We start from the raw sequence: 19229 nt of genomic DNA, 5'->3' as shown, positions 1-19229 counted from the left end.
CCCGGCGAAGCCGGGGCGCAGGGGAAATAGATTAAAACATATATGACACAATTAGTTTGGCTGGTGCCTGCGTTGCCCCTTGCTGGATTTCTGATCAATGGGCTCTTCAGGAATCAATTATCCAAATCGCTGACCGGGATCATCGGGAGCGGTACGGTGCTGGGGGCGTTTGTGGTTAGCTTGTTGATCTTTGGCGAGGTGCGCCAGGAGGGCTTCCAACCGGTGGTGGTGACCTTGTTCGACTTTATCAGCGTGGGCAAACTGTCGATCCCGTTTGCTTTCCAGGTGGATTCACTCTCGGCCTTGTTCTTACTGATCATTACGGGTGTCGGTTTTCTGATCCACTTGTATTCCACGGCGTATATGCACGAAGAGAATGCCCCGCAGTTTGCGCGGTATTTTTCCTATCTAAACCTGTTCGTTTTCTCGATGCTGCTGCTGGTGCTGGGCGCGAATTTTATTATTCTTTTCATCGGTTGGGAAGGTGTAGGTCTTTGTTCGTACCTGCTGATCGGCTACTGGTTTCAAAACACGGATTATGATGATGCCGCGAGGAAGGCGTTTATCATGAACCGGATCGGTGACGTGGCTTTCCTGATCGCGATATTTTACATGGTGAACAAGTTTGGGTCGGTGAGCTTTGATGAGGTGTTTGGGAAGGCGTCGACCTTGTCTACGGGTGCTGCAACGGTGATAACGCTGTTGCTCTTTGTGGGCGCGACGGGTAAGTCGGCACAGATACCGTTGTACACGTGGTTGCCGGATGCGATGGCGGGTCCGACCCCCGTGTCTGCCTTGATCCATGCTGCTACGATGGTGACGGCGGGGATCTATATGATCGCCCGAAGCCATGTCCTATACGATCTGGCGCCGGTGACGCAGACGGTGGTCGCGGTGATCGGTCTGGCGACGGCATTACTGGCGGCGACGATAGCGCTGAAGCAAAATGATATTAAGAAGGTTCTGGCTTATTCGACGGTGAGTCAGCTGGGTTATATGTTCCTCGGGCTTGGCGTCGGCGCCTACACAGGCGCTGTATTTCATGTGATGACACACGCCTTCTTCAAGGCGTTGTTGTTCCTTGGTGCGGGCTCGGTGATCCATGCCATGGGAGGGGAGCAGGATATCCGGAAGATGGGCGGCCTGCGCAAGGCGCTGCCGCAAACGACGGGAACGTTCTTTATCGGATGTATCGCCATTGCGGGTATCCCGCCGTTCGCGGGATTCTTTTCGAAAGATGAGATACTGACGGCGGCGTATGCGAAGAACCCGGTTTATTATGCCGTAGGCGTGTTTACCGCGCTGCTGACGGCTTTTTATATGTTCCGCCTGTTTGCCATGACCTTTGGAGGGAAGTTCCGCGGGACGCATGAGCAGGAACACCACCTGCATGAGAGCCCGGCGGCGATGACCATTCCGCTGTGGGTGCTGGCTATACTCTCTGTTGTAGGTGGTTTTGTGGGGATCCCCGCGGTGATCGCGCCGAATGCACATTGGCTGGCGAAGTTTCTCGGGCCGGTGGTCGGTGAAGGAACGGGCGCTGAGCTGGCTTCGGGGACGGAGTGGGGGCTGATCGCGACATCCGTGGTGCTGGCGTTGATAGGGAGTATTGGAGCGTGGGCCCGGTTTAGCAAGAAACCCGAGTTGGGCGAGCCGACGGGTTTTGGGAAGGTGTTGGCCAACAAGTGGTATGTGGATGAGTTCTATAATGCGATGATTGTCCGGCCGCTGGACCTGCTTGCGCAGTTTCTGGTGTTCTTTGATAAAAATATTGTCGATGGCATTGTGAATGGGGTTGGCCGGCTTGTGCAGTATGGCAGCCGCCAGCTGCGGTTGTTGCAGAGCGGGCAGGTTGGGGGGTATGTGCTGTTGATGGTGCTGGGTATCCTTATTTTATTTTTAGTAGAGTTGTTCTCAGGTGGAAGTGGTACTGTTACAAAGGCTGTTGTTGGACATTAAAAGATATTTATGATTCCTGTTCTACTGATCGTCATTCCGCTGGTGTCCGGGCTTTTGGGGTTCTTTCTCCGAAGTGAGAAAACGGCCCGGGGCTGGGCGTTGTTGTCGTCCCTGGTGACGCTTGCCGTTACGTTGTGGGGCGTGGGTGTTGACAAGACGAGTCCGCTTTTGCAAGCCAATGTCGAATGGCTGCCAGATCTCGGAAGCCGGTTTGCCGTGGGCCTGGACGGGCTTAGCCTTATCCTGAGCCTGCTGACGGCGGTGAGCTTCCCGCTGATCTTTATCGCCACGTGGCGGGATCAGTACAAACGGGCGTGGAATTTTTACGCGCTGATGTTGTTGTCACAGGCGGGTCTGCTGGGGGTATTCGTGGCGACGGATGCGTTGTTGTTCTACTTCTTCTGGGAGCTGGCGCTGATCCCCGTGTATTTCCTTTGCTCCCAGTGGGGCGGAGAGCGGCGGATCGCGGCTACGTTCAAATTCTTTGTTTATACGTTCGTTGGGAGTCTGCTGATGCTGGTCGGGATCATCTGGCTCTATTTCCATACGCCGGATCATAGCTTCTCGATGGAGTCCTTTTATAAGCTACGGTCGACGATCTCGAACAGCGATCAGACCTGGGTGTTCTGGCTGCTGTTTGTGGCGTTTGCGATAAAGATGCCGATATGGCCGTTGCATACCTGGCAGCCCGATACGTATGAGCAGTCGCCGACCGCGACGACGATGGTGCTGAGTGCGATCATGGTGAAGATGGGGGTATTCGGGGTGATCCGCTGGCTGGCGCCTGTCCTGCCCATCGGCACCTGGGCCTGGGGAGATACGGTGAGTGTTGCGTGTATCATCGGGATGGTCTATGCGTCGCTGATCGCGATGAAGCAGGACGATCTGAAGCGGCTGGTGGCTTATTCTTCGATCGCGCACGTTGGCCTGATGGCGCTGGCGATCTTTGCGACGGATCAGAGCGGGATGCAGGGGGTGATGATCCAGATGTTCAATCACGGGATCAATATACTGGGGATGTGGATAGTCGTCGACCTGATAGAGCGGCAGTTTGGGACGAGGAAGATCTCCCAATTGGGCGGGCTGGCGACGAAGGCGCCGGGTCTGGCGATATTGCTGGTGATCGTTGCGCTGGCGAATGTGGCGTTGCCGTTGACCAATGCGTTTGTCGGGGAGTTTCTGCTGTTCAGCGGGGTGTTCACTTCCACTGCAACGCAGTATAATGTGGTGTTTACGGCGGTGGCGATGTTGTCGGTGATCTTGTCGGCGGTGTATACGTTGAAGATGATCCAGGGGGTGTTCTATGGCAAGACGAATGCGCTGACGGAGAAGGCGGTGGATATCCGGTTGAATGAGAAGGTGGCGCTTGGAGTGATTGTGGTGATGATCGTTTTTATCGGGGTTTATCCGAAGCCGGTGTTGGAGTTGACGAAGGATGCGGCAGATTTTATTTTGACTAAGATGAATTATAAGTAAAGTATGAATGCAATTTTGCTCTCTGCTGTTTGGGGAATCGTCATGATGTTTAGCGGCATTTTTACGACGAGTAAGACCGCGATCCGCAATGTCGCCGTTGTAGGGCTGGTGTTGCTGGTGCTGGGGAACTATGCGGATATGATCGGGTATCATCTGATGACGGTGAACGTGCACAAGATGTTGTATTTTGACACGTTCGGGCTGTTGGGAAACCTGATCGCGTTTGGCAGTACGCTGCTGTATGTGTTGCTGTCGGGGCGGGACATGGAGAAGGTGGGGCATCATCTTGCCGAATATTTTGCGCTGATCTTTTTCGTGTTGTGCGGGGTTGCGATAGTGACGACGTTCAATACGCTGCTGATGCTGTTTCTGGGGATCGAGATCATTTCCATCCCGCTGTATATCCTGACCGGCGCCGACAAGCGCAACCTGAAGAGCAATGAGGCTTCGCTGAAATATTTTCTCATGGGGGCCTTTTCGACGGGCCTGATGCTGCTGGGGATCGCCTTTCTTTACGGCGCGACCCAAACCGGGACCTTCTTTATCGATGACCTGTGGAGCGGGAAAACGGCGGTGACTCCGCTATTCATGGCCGGGTTGCTGTTGTTGCTTGTTTCCATGGCCTTTAAGGTGAGTGCGGCGCCCTTCCATTTCTGGACGCCCGATGTATATGACGGTGCGCCGACGGTGTTCACCTCCTTTATGGCGACGATCGTGAAAGTGTCGATCTTTGTGGGCTTTATCCGGTTGTTCGATGAGGCTTTTGGGGACAGCCAGGAGAAGTGGCAGGTGTTTGTGGCCATCATCGCGGCGGCGACCTTGTTCATCGGGAATGTGACGGCGGTGTTTCAGCAGAGTGTGAAGCGGATGCTGGCGTATTCTTCTATCGCTCAGGCCGGGTTTATGTTACTGGCGTTGCTGGCGCTGAATGGGGTTGCCAAGGAAGGGATTATCCTCTATGCGGCGGCGTATAGCATTGCGACGATCGGGATCTTTGCGGTTCTGATCAGGATGAAGGACTATACTTTTGAGGGCTTTAACGGCCTCGCCCGGCAGCAACCGGTGCTGGCAGCTACCTGTACGATCTTTCTTCTCTCGCTGGCGGGTATTCCCCTGACCGGCGGGTTCTTCGCTAAATATTACATGCTTTCTTCCGTCGTAGCGACCGGCCACTACCTTTGGCTGGTAATTTTTGCCGTGTTATGCGCGGCGGTGAGCGTCTACTACTACTTCAGGGTGATCCAGGCGATGTATTTTAAGGACGGCGATGGGGCGACCGAGGCTGAGCCGGGGCTTGGATTCAAGGGCCTGCTGGTAGTGCTGGCGGTGATCGTGGTGGTGCTGGGGGTTTGGCCACAGAGCCTGCTGGGGCAGTTGTCGCGACTGATTTATACGTGGTAATATTGTTGTAAATTGGGGGCATGAGGTATATTGACACGATCTCCCTCGCCTATCGCAACCTTCGGGGCAACCGTCTGCGGACGGGTATTACAGTTTCCATTATTGCCTTTGGCATCATGGCGCTGGTGGGTATCAATACTGCCATCGACGCAATGAAGCAGAAATTTACCGAGAGCTTTTCGGCGATGGGGGCTAATGGCTTTACCATCCATAATAAGAAGTGGTTCAATTTCCACGATGGGCCGCAACGTGAACGTAAGGGGTTGAGGGAGAAGAAGTCCAATTCCAATGTATCGATAACCAAATACCAGGCGGAGACGTTTCAGGCGCGTTTTCAATACCCGGCTACGGTGTCGCTGAACATAAACGGGTCGCAGGATGCGGTGGTGTCGATGGGCGACGTCAAAACGAACCCTAATGTCCGGATCCTGGGCGGGGATGAGAATTATATCGATCTCAACGGGTTCTCCCTGGCGGCGGGCCGTAATCTGAACACGTTGGATGTCCGGACAGGCCGGAATGTGGCGATCATCGGGAGTACGATCGCCCAGCGGTTCTTCGGGAAGAATCCAGAGGCGCCGCTGGAGAAGATCATCAATGTCAATAACCTGCCGTTCAGGGTGGTAGGGGTGCTGGAAACGAAGGGGTCGACGCTGGGGATGAACCAGGACAATGTGATCATTACTTCCTATAATAACGTTCGCCGGTTTTTTAATGTGGGTGGCAGTAGTCCTTTTGGCGGCGGGGGTGCTACTTCTTTTAACATCCAGGTGAAGGTGGCGGATGTGAAGCTGATCGACGGGGCGATCGACCAGGCCGAGGGGGTCTTCCGGCCGATCCGCCGATTGGAAGTGACGGAGGGGGACAATTTCAATATCGACAAGAGTGATACGTTTGTGAACCTGCTGCTGAAGAATCTTGCCTTTATAACCGGAGCGGCGGTGATCATTGGGTTGATCACGCTGGTGGGGGCGGCGGTGGCGCTGATGAATATCATGCTGGTGGCGGTGACGGAACGGACGAAGGAGATAGGGCTGGTAAAGGCGATTGGTGGGCGGCAGCGGAATGTGCGGCAGCAGTTTTTGTTCGAGTCGGTGCTGATCAGCCTGATCGGGGCCGGGTTTGGGGTGGTGCTGGGGGTGTTGGTGGGGAATGTATTTTCCCTGGTGTTGTCGACGGGGTTTGTGATGCCCTGGGCGTGGATGCTGGGGGGAATCTTTATCTGCAGCCTGGTGGGGCTTGCGGCGGGTTTGTATCCGAGTTTGAAGGCGGCGCGGCTGAATCCGATAGAGGCGTTGAGATATGAATAGGGGCGTTTTCGCGGGTGATATTTGAGGCGGAGGAGTTTGTGGCGGCGGGCCGGGGGATTTGTACGAACTTGTACCAAGATGAATAGCCGATGGAGAGAGAATTAAAAGGAATTAATAAGTGTGCAATCGTTTCTTCTGCATTGTAAAATCCCGTAGATTTACCTTTTTGAATTTTGGTTTTAGGGCTGTCCAAGAGCCGCGGAGGTGGCTCGACCACAACCGAGCGAAAGCGAAGGTTGCGAACGAGGAGGGCCGTGGCGAAGCAGGCCCGACGAAGTTCTTCAGACATATGTGGTTTGCCGGAAATCCGCTACTTTTTTGAACAGCGGATTTGCGGCACATTATCCTTCCCCAATGGGACGCGTACTCTGTCGTGGCGGGCTATCGATCGCATCCTGCATAACCATTTACCATCGTATGAAAGGGTTTCCATTCCGGGGGACAGCTATCTCCGACGGAGCGGATCGAGATGGGATTTTTACATTGTTAAAATTCCTTATCTTGTGTGGCCCATAAAATTTTATCTATCCAATTTCGTCTATTGAAAGGCTTTTTTCCTTAGAATTGTACATTCATTTTCTATTACATACTTCAATTTTTTTAAAAAACACTAAAAACAAACGATCATGGCTGAAACAAAACCGACTGCAGCGACAGCGACAGCAGCTAAAAGTTCCTCATCTGTTCAACCAAGAAAAAAGAGCAATTCCATTTCCTGGGTCGCACCGTTGGTGTGTGTTGTTGCCGGATATCTGATCTGGAGATTTATTATCGGCGCTGACAGCAACTTTACACAACCCGACGCTTCCGGCGGCTTTTGGCCTACGCAGGAGGGACCGAAGTCGGCGATTGCCCGGATGTACAAGGGTGGGATCATCGTACCTATCCTTATCGGCGCTTTCCTGACCGTGCTGACTTTTGTGATCGAGCGCTTCATGACGATCTCCAAGGCTACTGGCAGCGGCAATATCGCTGAATTCATCCGCAAAGTGCAATATCATCTTGCCAACAAGAACGTCGATGCCGCTATCGCCGAATGCGACAAGCAGAAGGGTTCAGTAGGTAATGTAATGAAGGCCGGTCTGCGCAAATACAAAGAAATGATCAGCGCCGAACTGGATACTGAGCAAAAGGTACTGGCTATCCAGAAGGAAGTAGAAGAAGCTACCGCTTTGGAGCTGCCCATGTTGGAAAAAAATCTTGTATTCCTTTCGACGATCGCTTCGGTGGCTACCCTGATGGGTCTGCTTGGAACGGTACTCGGGATGATCAGGTCTTTTGCCGCGCTTGGTGAAGCTGGTGGCGGGGAAGCTGCTCAACGCCTTTCTCAAGGTATCTCCGAGGCCCTTTACAACACGGCTCTTGGTATCGGTACGTCGGCCATCTCCATCATCATGTATAACATCTTCACGACCAAGATCGATGGTATTACTTATGGTATCGACGAGAGCGGTTTCACGCTGACGCAGAGCTTTGCTTCCCTGTACAAATAAGGTGGGGAGAGGATGGGTTGCGGCACAGTATTGTTAAAATTTGCCAACGCCTTGTGGAAATCAGGAAAAAGTGGGTCTTATCCCTTGTAATAGGAAATGAGACACGCGTAACACTATAAACAATATTTACAATGGGAAGAGCAAAAATACCGCGTAAGAGCACGAATATCGACATGACCGCGATGTGCGATGTCGCTTTTCTGCTGCTTTCGTTCTTCATTTTGGCGACCAAGTTCAAGCCGGCTGAGGCGTTGACCGTTGTCACGCCGAGTTCGGTGTCGTCCAAGGTGGCGCCCGACAAGAATGTCATAATGGTCACGATAGATCATGATGGAAAGGTCTATTTCAGCGTAAGTGACGCGAACGCGACCGAAAAGAAGGAGATTCTCGAGGCTATTGCGACGTCAAAGAACATTACCCTGACGGATGCCGAGAAAAAGAATTTCTATGCAAATCCGAGCTCTTATATCGGGGTACCGTTTACCGGGCTGAAGCACTACCTCGACCTGGGGCCTGATCAGCTGAAGAACCTGGCTTTACCGGGGATCCCCGCGCAGGACAGCACCAACAATGAACTGACCGATTGGGTCCGGGCGGCTGTAACCGTGTCTGCGGGCGGCGGTTTTAACGGTGGACATATGAATATCCTGGTGAAGGGTGACGATGCCGCCAAATACCCTGCTTTTCAGGGGGCTATCATCGCCTTTAAGAAAAACGATCAGCTGAAATTCCAGCTGGTGACCAGTCCGGTGGCGCCGCCTCCGGGGTCGGAACTGGATAAGCTGCAGCAGAAGACGGGCAACAAGAGTTCGGAGCAATAGGATCGGGCTGGGGCCGAGGCGACGACAATGAGATGTTTAAGGTGTTAAGGTTCAATAAATTATTGAAGTATGACACACATGAGAAAACCATCCTTTGTTGGTGTGAACGGAGTTGAGGCCCCGTGCCGGTGAAAAGATGATCCGGGGAGACCGGGAAATGCCGGGAGGACCGGGCAAATTTTTGTAACTTTAAAAAAAGCTATTGTTATGGCAGAAATGGATACTTCAAGCGGGGGTGGACATAAAGGTAAACCCGGCGTGAAGAAAGCGAAAAAGCTCTCCACACGGGTGGATCTTACTCCCATGGTAGATCTGGGTTTCCTGCTGATCACGTTTTTTATCTTTACGACTACGATGAGTCAGCCGACAGCCATGAAGCTCAACCTGCCGAAGGATGTGGATAAGCCGGACGAGCAGAACAAACTGAAAGAGTCTGCTGCGTTGACAGTGATGCCTTCGAAAAATAATATGGTATATTATTACGAAGGTCTGGATCCTTCCAAGTTGCAGAGTTCTTCCTTCAGCAAGAATGCTATCCGGGATGTGATCCTGGACAAGAAGCGGAGGACGGACCCGAAGGATTTCATGGTGATCATCAAGCCCACCAAGGATGCTACCTATAAGAATACGGTAAACATCCTGGATGAGATGAAGATCGACGACGTGAAGCGTTATGCCCTTGTGGATATTACGCCGGACGAGTATAAGTTCATAGCGGCCACGGAGCAGGCGAACGGGATAAAATAATTTTTCCGGGTTTATGGAATCCGGGAGGTTTTGCATCTAATTAATACATAACCATTTACAATGGAAGTCAACAAAATACTAAACGCCGATATCCTTGATATCATCTTTGAGGGTAAGAACAAGGAGTACGGCGCTTACGAACTGCGCAAGACCTATAATAAGCGTCTGATGAAGGCGATTATAGGTACTGCCATCGTGATCCTGTTGCTATTCCTTGGATACTTTTTATCCAATTTGAATGGCGGCCCGAAGAAACAGGCGATGGTAGTGGAAGATGTGCAGCTCGAAGACGTAAAAGAAGAAAAGAAAAATGAGCCGCCGCCTCCTCCGCCGCCGAAGGTGGAACCCCCGAAGGTGGAAATGGCCAAGTTTACGCCTCCCAAGATCGTGAAGGATAATGAGGTGAAGGAAGAAGAGAAGCCACCGGAACAAGAGAAGCTGGAGGACACCAAGATCGGTACCGTCAACCAGGAAGGTATCAAGGACGAAGGGATTACTGCTCCCCCCGTTAGTGATGCCGGTAAAGGGGTAGTCGAAGCGCCCAAGAAGGACGAAGAAGACTATGACAAGACCTTTACGAAGGTGGAGATCGAGTCCGAATTCCCTGGTGGTGCTGCAGCATGGTTGCGGTATATGAACAAGAACCTGCGTTATCCTGACGACGCTGTGAACAACGAGATTCAGGGTACGGTGGTTGTACAGTTCATTGTGGATAAGGAAGGTAACGTGAGTGATGTGAATGCGATAAGCGGTCCGGAAACGGGCGGCTTGCGTGAGGAAGCGGTTCGCGTTATCAAGAAGAGTGGTAGGTGGACGCCGGCTGTTCAGAATGGACGGCAGGTGAAGTCTTACAAGAAGCAGCCGATTGTGTTCAAGCTGGAGGCTCAATAAGATCTTAAAATAGATTGTGAGACCCGCGCCGTTAGGCGCGGGTCTTTTTATTTGCGGTTATGGATTCGGGTTAGTTTGGCATCTTAGTAATAAACTTATTACTTATGGAGCCGAAAAAATTACTTGAAGCTGATATCCTCGATATCGTGTTCGAGGGCAGAAATAAGGATTATGGCGCGTACCAGCTGCGCAGGACCTATAACCGGCGGCTTGTCCGGGCGTTGTCTGTGACGGCAGGGGTGATCCTGACGGTGTTTGTTGCCGGGTTTGTATGGGGCCGCGATGGCGGGAAGGTGAAGACAGCGATGCCAGTGGATGATGTCATGTTAGAGGCAGTGAAGGAAAAGGTGGAGACGCCGCCACCAACGCCGCCGCCGCCGGCATTGCCGCAGCAGAAGATAGAGATAAAGCAGTTTACGCCGCCGAGAATTGTCAAGGAGGATGTGAAGCCCGACGAGAAGCCGCCGGAACAGGACAAGCTGGATGATGTGAAGATCGGGACGGTGAACCAGGAAGGCGTTAAAGACGATGGAGTGACGACGCCACCGGTTGGCGATGGCGGGAAGGGGGTTATAGAGGCGCCGAAGAGGCAGGAGGAGGATGCGGATAAGCTGTTTGTCAAGGTTGAGGTCGATGCTTCTTTTCCCGGGGGAATGCAGGCGTGGGTACGATTTCTGAACAAGACCCTGCGTTATCCCGAGGACGCATTGAATAATGAGATATCGGGAAAGGTGATGGTGCGGTTTATTGTTGATAAAGAGGGGAACGTGAGTGATGTAGAAGCGGTGTCGGGTCCGGAGACGGGTGGACTGCGGGAAGAGGCGGTGCGGGTGATAAAGAAGAGCGGGAAGTGGATCCCCGCGTTGCAGAATGGGCGGTATGTGAAGGCTTACAGGATGCAGCCGGTGGGGTTTGAGATAAGTAAAGAGTGAGCGCGGCGCAGGATCGACGAAGGCCCGTGGGAAGAACGTTGTGCATCTAAGGGATAAGTGCTATTTTTAACGCAAGTTACCCTTATATGTCGCGACGTTCTATCTTTTTTGGCCTAGGCAGGTCCAGGGGCCTGTGTGTGTGCGTCATTGCATTGCTGCTGCTGTGTGCGGGGCGGTGCGATGGGCAGGCGCCTTTGTCGGTGACGGCGGTGGCGACGAGTGCGGAGTGCGGTCATCCGGATGGGACGGTTACCGCGACGGGGGCCGGAGGTGCGGGGGCCTACACGTACTCCCTCAACGGTCCGGGTTATACATCCGGCTTCACGCCGAACAATTATTATAACAATCTGGGGTCCGGGACCTATACATTGACGGTGGCTGATGGCGTCAATGCTCCGGTGACGATCTCCGTCACCGTGAATATCGGGTGTATCACCTTGCTTACGACGCCTACCACGGCGACCTGCGGGGGCGCCAATGGTGCTTGGCTGTTAACCGAGAGCGGCGGCGTTGGCACTATCCGCTATTCCATCGATGGCGGGAAGACCTTTCAGTCGACTACCAACACCAGTTATACCTTCTCCAATATTCCCGGGGGGCTTTACAACATTGTGGTCGAGGATGCGCAGAATACGATCCAGCGGGCGTCGGTCATCCTTGGCGGTATTGCGGGACCGTCGGTGACGGCGACTCCGCAGGCTGCTTCCTGCGCGGGTAATGACGGCACGGTGACGGTCTCGGCTACGGGCGGCCTGCCGCCTTTGACCTATAAGATCGATGCCGGTGCATATGGGTCTTCGCCTGACTTTAGCGGGGTCACTTCGGGTGCACATACGGTATATGTGGAGGATGGGAATAGCTGTGTTTCGACGGCTGTGGTGACGGTGCCGCTGACCAATTCGCTTGTTCTGACGGCGGGTGGCGATGCGACTATTTGTGAATCGAAGAGTGCCCGGCTGAAGGCGGGCACGAACGAAAGCAATGTTTCTTATTCCTGGAGCCCTGCGGCGAGTCTTAGCAATGCTTCGAGCGCTTCGCCCGTGGCCAGCCCGGATGTGACGACCACGTATACGGTGACGGCGACGTGGGAGGCGTGTGTGCAGACCGCTGCCGTAACGGTGACTGTGAACCCGGCGCCTGTTGCCAGTGCGGCGACGACGGCCGACACGACTTGTTATGGTAAATCAGTAGTGCTTCAGGGTACTGGGGCGGCGGCTGGTGGTGCGGGTGGCGGTACGTTTACGTATAGCTGGAAGCCGTTCACGTTTTTGAATGACGCTAAATTAGCGAACCCCACCGTGGTGCAGCCAACCGCCACGACGACCTATTCTCTCCAGGTAAAAGATGTGAATGGCTGTGTGTCGCTGAACAATGCCGCGGTGACGGTGAACGTGTTGCCGCCGGCGCAGCTGTTGGCGGGTGATGATACGAATGTGGTGGCCGGGCAACCCGTTCCGCTACATGCGATCGATGTGAGCAACAGCGGGTTTGTCGCGTATCAGTGGACGCCACCGGATGGGCTTAGCGATCCTTATTCAGCCAACCCGGTGGTGCTGGAAGCGTTGCTGCCGACGGAGTATGTGGTGACGGGGACGACGGCCGATGGGTGTATGGGGGTGGATACGGTGGTGGTGAAGGTGTATTCGGTGGGGGATATCTTTGTTCCTAATGCGTTTACACCGAACCATGACGGCCATAATGATGTGTTGCGGGTGACGGCGCCGGGGATGAGGGTGGTGTCTTTTGGCGTTTGGGATAGGTGGGGGACGGCGGTGTTTGTGAGTACGAATACGGGAGTGGGCTGGGATGGGACGAGGAATGGGAAGGAGCTGCCGCCGGGTACGTATGTGTGGTTGGCGGTGGGGGTGGATATCAAGGGGAGGACGGTGGAGAGGCGGGGGACGGTGCTGTTGGTGAGATAGGGGGCGCTGCCGCGGGGAGCGGGCGCCTGGGTATTATTGAGAATAAAGATCTGCTCAACCGGATAACGGCGTTGTATACAAAGGATTTTCCCTGGATCATCTCGTTGAATGATAATGCTACTTCGTTGTTAATGAATTCGTTAATCCCTTATTTGGCGGCTCACCTGCAATTGGATGCCCATGATAATATGAAAGTCACCAATTTCGAAGAGGTGCTGAAGCAGTCGCAGATGCGGATATTGCTCAACGAGCTTAACCTGTGGCAGAATAATGCCGCGGCATATGAGCGGGGGATCGAGGATTGTGAGAAGATTATTGAGGAGATTGGGAAGGAGGTGAAGTAGATGTTTGCGGCGACTGGAGGGTGGAGGGGATTGCGTTAGGGATAGGAGGGGAAAGCCCGGAACTCTTGCGTTAGCGGGGGTGAGGACTTGGACCGGATAGCCCGACCCGGCGCCCCGGCTGTTGGCCGGACTTTATGATCGGGGCGCCGGGGAAAGCCCGAGTGAGATTAGGAGAAGTGGTGGTTTTGAACCGGGTGCTGGCATATCTTTGTAAGATGTTAGGTAAGTTAACTGGCTGGGATGATACGATCGTTGCCCTTGCGACCCCACCGGGAATCGGCGCAATCGGGCTGATACGGGTAAGTGGGCCGAAGACTTTTGGGATCGTTGGCGGGCTGTTTCCGGCGAAAGACCTGCGCGAACAGCCTTCGCATACGCTGCACGTGGGACTGCTGAAAGAAGGGGAGGAGACGCTGGATGAGGTGGTGGTGTCACTCTTTCGCGGGCCGCGAAGCTACACTGGTGAAGACGTGATCGAGATCTCCTGTCATGGGAGTCCCTATATCCTGGAACGTGTGATGCAGGCCCTGTTGCACGCCGGCGCCCGCCTGGCTCGCGCAGGAGAATTTACACAACGAGCTTTTCTGAACGGCCGCCTCGATCTGACCCAGGCAGAGGCGGTGGCGGATGTGATCGCTGCGAATACGGCTGCGAGCGCACGTACCGCGTTACATACGATGCGGGGTGGATTTTCGCGAGAGCTTCGGGACCTGCGCGAACGACTGATCAGCTTCTCCGCGCTGATAGAGCTGGAGCTCGATTTTTCCCAGGAAGATGTGGAATTTGCCGATCGGAAACAGTTGTACCACCTGATAAGTGAGGCGGAACAGATGACTTCGGCCCTGTTGGCGTCTTTTCGATTGGGGAATGTTATTAGGAATGGGGTGTCTGTGGCCATCGTAGGAAAGCCCAATGCGGGGAAGTCGACGCTGCTCAATACGCTGCTGAATGAGAATAGGGCTATCGTTTCGGAGATTGCCGGAACGACACGGGATACGATAGAAGAAGTGCTGAATATCGATGGGGTGCTGTTTCGACTTATCGATACGGCGGGGATAAGACATCATACTTCCGATGTGATAGAGCAGATTGGGGTGGGGCGGAGCCTGGAGAAGATGGATCAGGCCGATATTGTTGTTTATCTTTTTGATGTTGCTGATCCTATCGCGGGTGTTGCGGCGGTGAGAGAAGAATTGGTGGCGAAGGGGAAGCCTTTCCTGTTGGTGGGGAACAAGGTCGACACTGCGGAAGGCGCGGCGGCCCGGGGCCGGTTTCCGGGGGAACTGCTGATCTCGGCACGGGATGGACATTCCATCGATGTGTTGAAACAGCGATTGGTGGACCAGGTACTGCAAGGGGCCGGGGCGGGCGATGGGACGATCGTGACGAATGCACGGCATTATCATGCACTGCAGCTGATCCAGCTATCGCTTTCGGCGATTCGTAAGGGGCTGGATGAGTTGCTGCCGGGGGATCTGCTGGCGCTGGATATCCGGCATTGCTTGCATTATCTCGGGGAGATTACGGGGGAGATTACGACGGAGGATAGGCTTGATTATATTTTTTCGAAGTTTTGTATTGGGAAGTGACCGCATTGCGCGGGGTGCGCGATTGATGCGGGTTATATTTCGTTGCCCCTGATTATCAGGGGTTTTCTTTTGCTTTTTGCAGCAGGGATAGTGCCTTGTCAAAGACCATATCTGCCGTATACCTACTGAGGCAATGCGTGTCTCCGTACTTGCACTCTTCCAGCATACAGTTTCCGCATGGCAAGTCGGAAGAGTTCAACAGCAGGGCATGAGGTCCCAGCGGTCTCGCACGGTCACGGGTAGAGCCGAAGATGGCGAGGGTCGGAATGCCGGATACCCAGGACATATGCATGAGCCCTGAATCTTCCGATAAGACCAGGCTTGTTTGTTGGAGGACAGTAAATGCTTGTGCGGGGGTGGTCTTTCCTGTCAGGTTGATAAGATGACCGCCCAGGGCATTTTTCAGGAAGGTTGACTTGGCTGCGATAAATGAAGTGCCCAGGAGGAGGAATTGGGAAGCGGGCCGCCGTTGCAACCACAACCGGGCGAATTCCACATATTTGTCCATTGCCCAATTCCGGGTAGGGAAAGCTCCTGCGGGGTTAAGAACGATGAGCTCCTTATTGCCATCCCATCCATGCGCTATTAAGAGATCCCGTCCTGCATCCTTGTGCCTGATTTTAAACCGGGACGAAATATCACATTTTCCCAATCCAACCGCCTCAATAGTGAGACGGGTACTTTCCCCTGCCGGAACAGGAGAGAATCTGTCGAATTCGGACCAGGCCCGGGGCAGCAGGCTGTTACGGACCAGCCGGCTGATGATATTATTCTGGAGATCGATGACTATCCCGTATCTCCTGGCCCATAGCTCAGGTAACAGCAAAGCGGTATAAATCAATTGTTTCTTGGTATTCCGACCGCCTCTGATTGTGTATACTTTGTCAAAAAGCTCTATTTCCTTGGGAATGGCATTGACTTCTTCCCTTGTCAACAGGTCCAGGCGTGTTCCGGCAGGCAGGCTATTTCTCAGATGCTGCAAGTAGGGGAGGGTTATCACAAGGTCCCCCATGGCCTGGAGGCGTATCGCCAGGATACGCCGGGGGAGGACATCCTTATTCCATTTCCGGGCTGGAATATTCATAGAAGGTAGAACGCAGGTCCGGGAGAATCCGTTGCTTGGAGTTGGGCATCCTCTAGCGGAAAAACTGCGTTCTATAGGAGATGAGCTTCCTTTCCGCCTTTTAATATCTAGTGTCCCGCCCCGACTGAAGGCTCCGAATTGAATAAACATATACTGTCCAGCGGTTTTCAATTCCCTCAAAAGCTGGAAAATTAGATCAATCCTCACTGGTAAAATTTCGACCTGAAGAAGAACCCCCTTACACCTTGGCTTTATCCAGATATGGTCCAAAGATCCGGGATTTCGAAACGGAGCTCAACGGCTATTATCCGACTATATCGGATACCCGGTTGAGCAGGTTCAAACGAAAGATGATCCGCATCATGGCCGGGCTACACTGCTCTGGAAGTACAAGCAGCCTGAAATTCAGGGCTTCTAAAAATCAAAACATGACTTGGCCCGATTCATCCATATTAACCAATCTCCAGGTGCGGGGCTATCCTACCGCGGGTGATATCTTATTCGAAGAGAAATACATTTTCATCCGAAGCCTGGAGAACAGAATTTATACGGACGAAGAACTGATCCGGTTGCCCGATATCAGTCCGGAACACTGCCATTATAAAGAATGGCAGATCCGCAAATGCTCCGCCCGCAGGCTTATCCAATACCTGACCTCTAAACAGAGACACCTGGAAATCCTGGAAATAGGTTGTGGTAACGGATGGCTATCCCATCAACTGGCAGGTATACCTGATACAAAAGTCACGGGGCTCGATATCAATTTTACCGAATTGCATCAGGCCGCCAGGGTGTTTAATGGCGATCCCAATCTACGGTTCGTTCAGGGAGACATCCGGTCAGGGATACTGCAGGACCAGCTTTTTGATTGCATTCTGTTTGCCGCTTCCATTCAATACTTCCCTTCCCTGAAAAAGATCGTCTATTTCTGCCTCTCCCAGTTGAAACCGGACGGAGAGATACATATTATGGATACCTTTTTCTACCGACGGAGAGAAATCGAAGGCGCCAAAAGAAGAACCGCGGCTTACTATTCTTCCCTCGGCGATCTTGAAATGGCAGATTTTTATTTTCATCATTGCATTGATGACTGGCTGTCCTTCCACTACCGGATTTTGTTCAGACCGTATACATTAATGAACAGGATCCGGGGTGGGAAAGACCCATTTCCCTGGATAATGATTAAAAAATGAACGAACGCGGACAAATCCATCAGGAGAATCCAGGCGAGGATATATTGGTGATACTGACTCCCGGTTTTCCCGCCGACGAGGCCGACAGCACCTGCCTGACCTCGCAGCAGTTATTGGTGCTGGCCCTCAACAGGAATTATCCGGATACACGGATCGTCATTCTCACGATGGAATATCCTTATCGTCGCGCCCCATATACCTGGAATGGCAACCGGGTGATCCCTTTTGATACATACAACAAGGGCAAGCTATATAAACTGCAGGCCTGGAGAAAAGTATGGAGAACCCTCCGCCATCTGCAAAAGCTCCATCATCTAACAGGTATTTTCAGTTTCTGGTGTACCGAATGCGCCCTCATCGGTAAGTGCTATGGCAAGCGCTACGGCATTGCCCATTATATATGGATACTGGGGCAGGATGCACGAAAAGACAACCGCTTCATCAAATTCATCCGTCCGAAGCCCGGCGAGCTGGTAGCGCTGTCCGATTTCCTGGTGAAGGAGTTTGAACGGAATCATGGAGTCCGTCCGGATCATATCATACGCAATGCGATAGATTCTTCTTTGTTTGACACTTCGCCTATAGCGCGGGACATCGATGTGCTGGGAGTAGGTTCGCTTATACCGCTGAAGCAGTATGATGTTTTTATTTCGGTCATCGCTTCGCTGGTCCCCCATGTACCCGGTATTAAAGCAGTCGTATGCGGGAAAGGCCCCGAGATGGATCGTTTAAAGGAGCGGATCGATAAACTCGGGCTGGCCGGCCATATATCATTAACAGGGGAGAAGCCTCATGTGGAAGTTTTGCAGTTGATGCGTCGCTCCAGGATCCTGCTTCATCCTTCTTCTTATGAGGGATATTGTACGGCTTGCCTTGAGGCCCTCTATGCGGGCGCCCACGTCTGCAGCTTTTGTAACCCGGGATCAGGCTTGATCAGGCAATGGCATATTGCCGATAGCCAGAAGGAAATGACTGAACAAGTGCTCTCGATCCTGCAGGACCCTGGCAGGGAACATGATCAGATACTTCTGAATTCGATGGATGATTGCGCAAAAGCGGTCATGTCGCTTTTCCGGAAAAATTCTTCCCGGGAATCCAACATCCGTTTTTACGATGCCATCGCTGCTGAATATGATGCGATACTGGATAAGGAGGAATCCAACCGTGGCATCAGGCAGGCTGTTGCAACCAGGTTCATGAAAACTGTGCCTGCCGGATGTGTGCTCGATTTCGGAGGAGGCACAGGGCTCGATCTGAAATGGCTGACTAAGAACAGGTATAACGTCATTTTCTGCGAACCTTCGAGGGGGATGCGTGATCAGGCCATCATGCGCAACATGGACCTGCTTGGCAGCAAGCAGGTGATATTCCTGGAAGATGTAAGGACGGATTTCAGCACCTGGGGAAAGATGATGCCATTCGAACAAAAGGTAGATGCTATCTTGTCCAATTTTGCGGTCATCAATTCCATTCAGGATATAGGCCTGCTGTTCAGGAACCTTGCCCTTGTCGTCAAGCCTTATGGTCATTTTTTTGCGCTTGTATTGAATGAACGGCCCCACCTGTTCTCCTCCGGGCTGACAGGCGCCGTAAAGTCCCTGATCGGGGGAAGGCTGCCTGAAATGAAGGTCAACTACCGACAATGCGAGCAATCGGTGTACCTGCATCCGAAGAAAAGTATAAGAAAAGTATCCCGCCCCTGGTTTGAGCTGTATACTTGTGAGCCTTTTGGAGGGATGGGTTTTTCGCTTATACATCTGATCCGGAAGACTGATGAAGCACATGAGTTCGCGGCGAATAGTGACTTTACCCATTAATTATTCTTTTGATTGGGTTGAAAATGTTCCATTTTAAGTCAGGTTAAGGGAAAGGCTTTAATTATCTCTGTAAATAGTCAGGAATTCCCTGCTCAACCAGCCCACAATCAGATGTTCTCAAGTTTGGATCGGAAGGTACTTCAGTCTTCTAATTGTGAAAGTTTGGCTCAATCGGCACCCTACAATGTCGCAAAGCCGGCTTCTCCGGAAACATAGCACCTCGTAAATTTGGACCGATTAACTGGAATGT

General features: G+C 52.8%; 15 protein-coding genes. 14 read left to right on the top strand and 1 reads right to left on the bottom strand.

Features of this window, described 5'->3' with window-relative positions:
• Positions 1–42: 42 nt before the first annotated feature.
• The 12 genes from nuoL to mnmE all read left to right on the top strand — a co-directional run bounded on the left by nuoL (position 43) and on the right by mnmE (position 14885).
• Entirely contained in the window at positions 43–1959 is a 1917-nt protein-coding gene (gene nuoL / locus IEY39_RS24565; RefSeq protein ID WP_188936652.1) for an NADH-quinone oxidoreductase subunit L, read from the top strand.
• Between the two features lie 9 nt (positions 1960–1968).
• Positions 1969–3435: a complex I subunit 4 family protein gene (locus tag IEY39_RS24560; RefSeq protein ID WP_188936650.1), complete on the top strand. Its 1467-nt coding sequence runs from the start codon at positions 1969–1971 to the stop codon at positions 3433–3435.
• Positions 3436–3438: 3 nt separating this feature from the next.
• A complete protein-coding gene (locus IEY39_RS24555) occupies positions 3439–4836 on the top strand; it encodes an NADH-quinone oxidoreductase subunit N (protein WP_188936648.1) in 1398 nt (465 codons plus the stop codon).
• A 20-nt stretch (positions 4837–4856) separates the two neighbouring features.
• Positions 4857–6146, top strand: coding sequence for an ABC transporter permease (locus IEY39_RS24550; protein ID WP_188936646.1), 1290 nt, complete (start codon positions 4857–4859; stop codon positions 6144–6146).
• A 626-nt stretch (positions 6147–6772) separates the two neighbouring features.
• A complete protein-coding gene (locus tag IEY39_RS24545) occupies positions 6773–7639 on the top strand; it encodes a MotA/TolQ/ExbB proton channel family protein (protein WP_188936644.1) in 867 nt (288 codons plus the stop codon).
• 131 nt (positions 7640–7770) lie between these two features.
• The gene (locus IEY39_RS24540; protein ID WP_188936642.1) at positions 7771–8460 is read left to right on the top strand and encodes an ExbD/TolR family protein; all 690 of its coding nucleotides are present in this window, start codon (positions 7771–7773) and stop codon (positions 8458–8460) included.
• 207 nt (positions 8461–8667) lie between these two features.
• A complete protein-coding gene (locus IEY39_RS24535) occupies positions 8668–9207 on the top strand; it encodes an ExbD/TolR family protein (protein ID WP_188936640.1) in 540 nt (179 codons plus the stop codon).
• A 60-nt stretch (positions 9208–9267) separates the two neighbouring features.
• Entirely contained in the window at positions 9268–10098 is an 831-nt protein-coding gene (locus tag IEY39_RS24530; RefSeq protein ID WP_188936638.1) for an energy transducer TonB, read from the top strand.
• A 104-nt stretch (positions 10099–10202) separates the two neighbouring features.
• Positions 10203–11030: an energy transducer TonB gene (locus IEY39_RS24525; RefSeq protein ID WP_188936636.1), complete on the top strand. Its 828-nt coding sequence runs from the start codon at positions 10203–10205 to the stop codon at positions 11028–11030.
• A gap of 86 nt (positions 11031–11116) precedes the next feature.
• Entirely contained in the window at positions 11117–12952 is a 1836-nt protein-coding gene (locus tag IEY39_RS24520) for a T9SS type B sorting domain-containing protein (protein ID WP_188936634.1), read from the top strand.
• Positions 12953–13083: 131 nt separating this feature from the next.
• Positions 13084–13296 carry a hypothetical protein gene (locus IEY39_RS24515; RefSeq protein WP_188936632.1) on the top strand — a complete coding sequence of 71 codons (213 nt, stop codon included), beginning with the start codon at positions 13084–13086 and terminating at the stop codon, positions 13294–13296.
• Positions 13297–13511: 215 nt separating this feature from the next.
• Positions 13512–14885 carry a tRNA uridine-5-carboxymethylaminomethyl(34) synthesis GTPase MnmE gene (mnmE, locus tag IEY39_RS24510; RefSeq protein ID WP_188936630.1) on the top strand — a complete coding sequence of 458 codons (1374 nt, stop codon included), beginning with the start codon at positions 13512–13514 and terminating at the stop codon, positions 14883–14885.
• A 55-nt stretch (positions 14886–14940) separates the two neighbouring features.
• On the opposite strand, the gene IEY39_RS24505 is transcribed toward mnmE, so the two are convergent.
• Positions 14941–15969, bottom strand: a complete 1029-nt coding sequence (locus tag IEY39_RS24505) for a glycosyltransferase family 9 protein (protein ID WP_188936628.1) — start codon at positions 15967–15969, stop codon at positions 14941–14943.
• Between the two features lie 245 nt (positions 15970–16214).
• Here IEY39_RS24505 and IEY39_RS24500 point away from each other — a divergent pair, with 245 nt between their 5' ends.
• Together IEY39_RS24500 and IEY39_RS24495 are read left to right on the top strand one after the other, a co-directional pair.
• On the top strand, positions 16215–17162 hold the full coding sequence (locus IEY39_RS24500) for a class I SAM-dependent methyltransferase (protein ID WP_188936627.1): 948 nt from the start codon (positions 16215–16217) through the stop codon (positions 17160–17162).
• Positions 17159–18979 (top strand): glycosyltransferase, encoded by a 1821-nt coding sequence (locus IEY39_RS24495; RefSeq protein WP_188936625.1) that lies wholly within the window; start codon positions 17159–17161, stop codon positions 18977–18979. The genes IEY39_RS24500 and IEY39_RS24495 overlap by 4 nt, the downstream gene beginning before the upstream one ends.
• The last annotated feature ends 250 nt before the right edge of the window (positions 18980–19229 follow it).

The sequence above is a fragment of the Puia dinghuensis genome (assembly GCF_014642875.1).
Classification (GTDB): domain Bacteria; phylum Bacteroidota; class Bacteroidia; order Chitinophagales; family Chitinophagaceae; genus Puia; species Puia dinghuensis.
The sequence above is the reverse complement of the archived record's forward strand: the minus strand, read 5'-3'. Positions and strand labels throughout refer to the sequence as shown.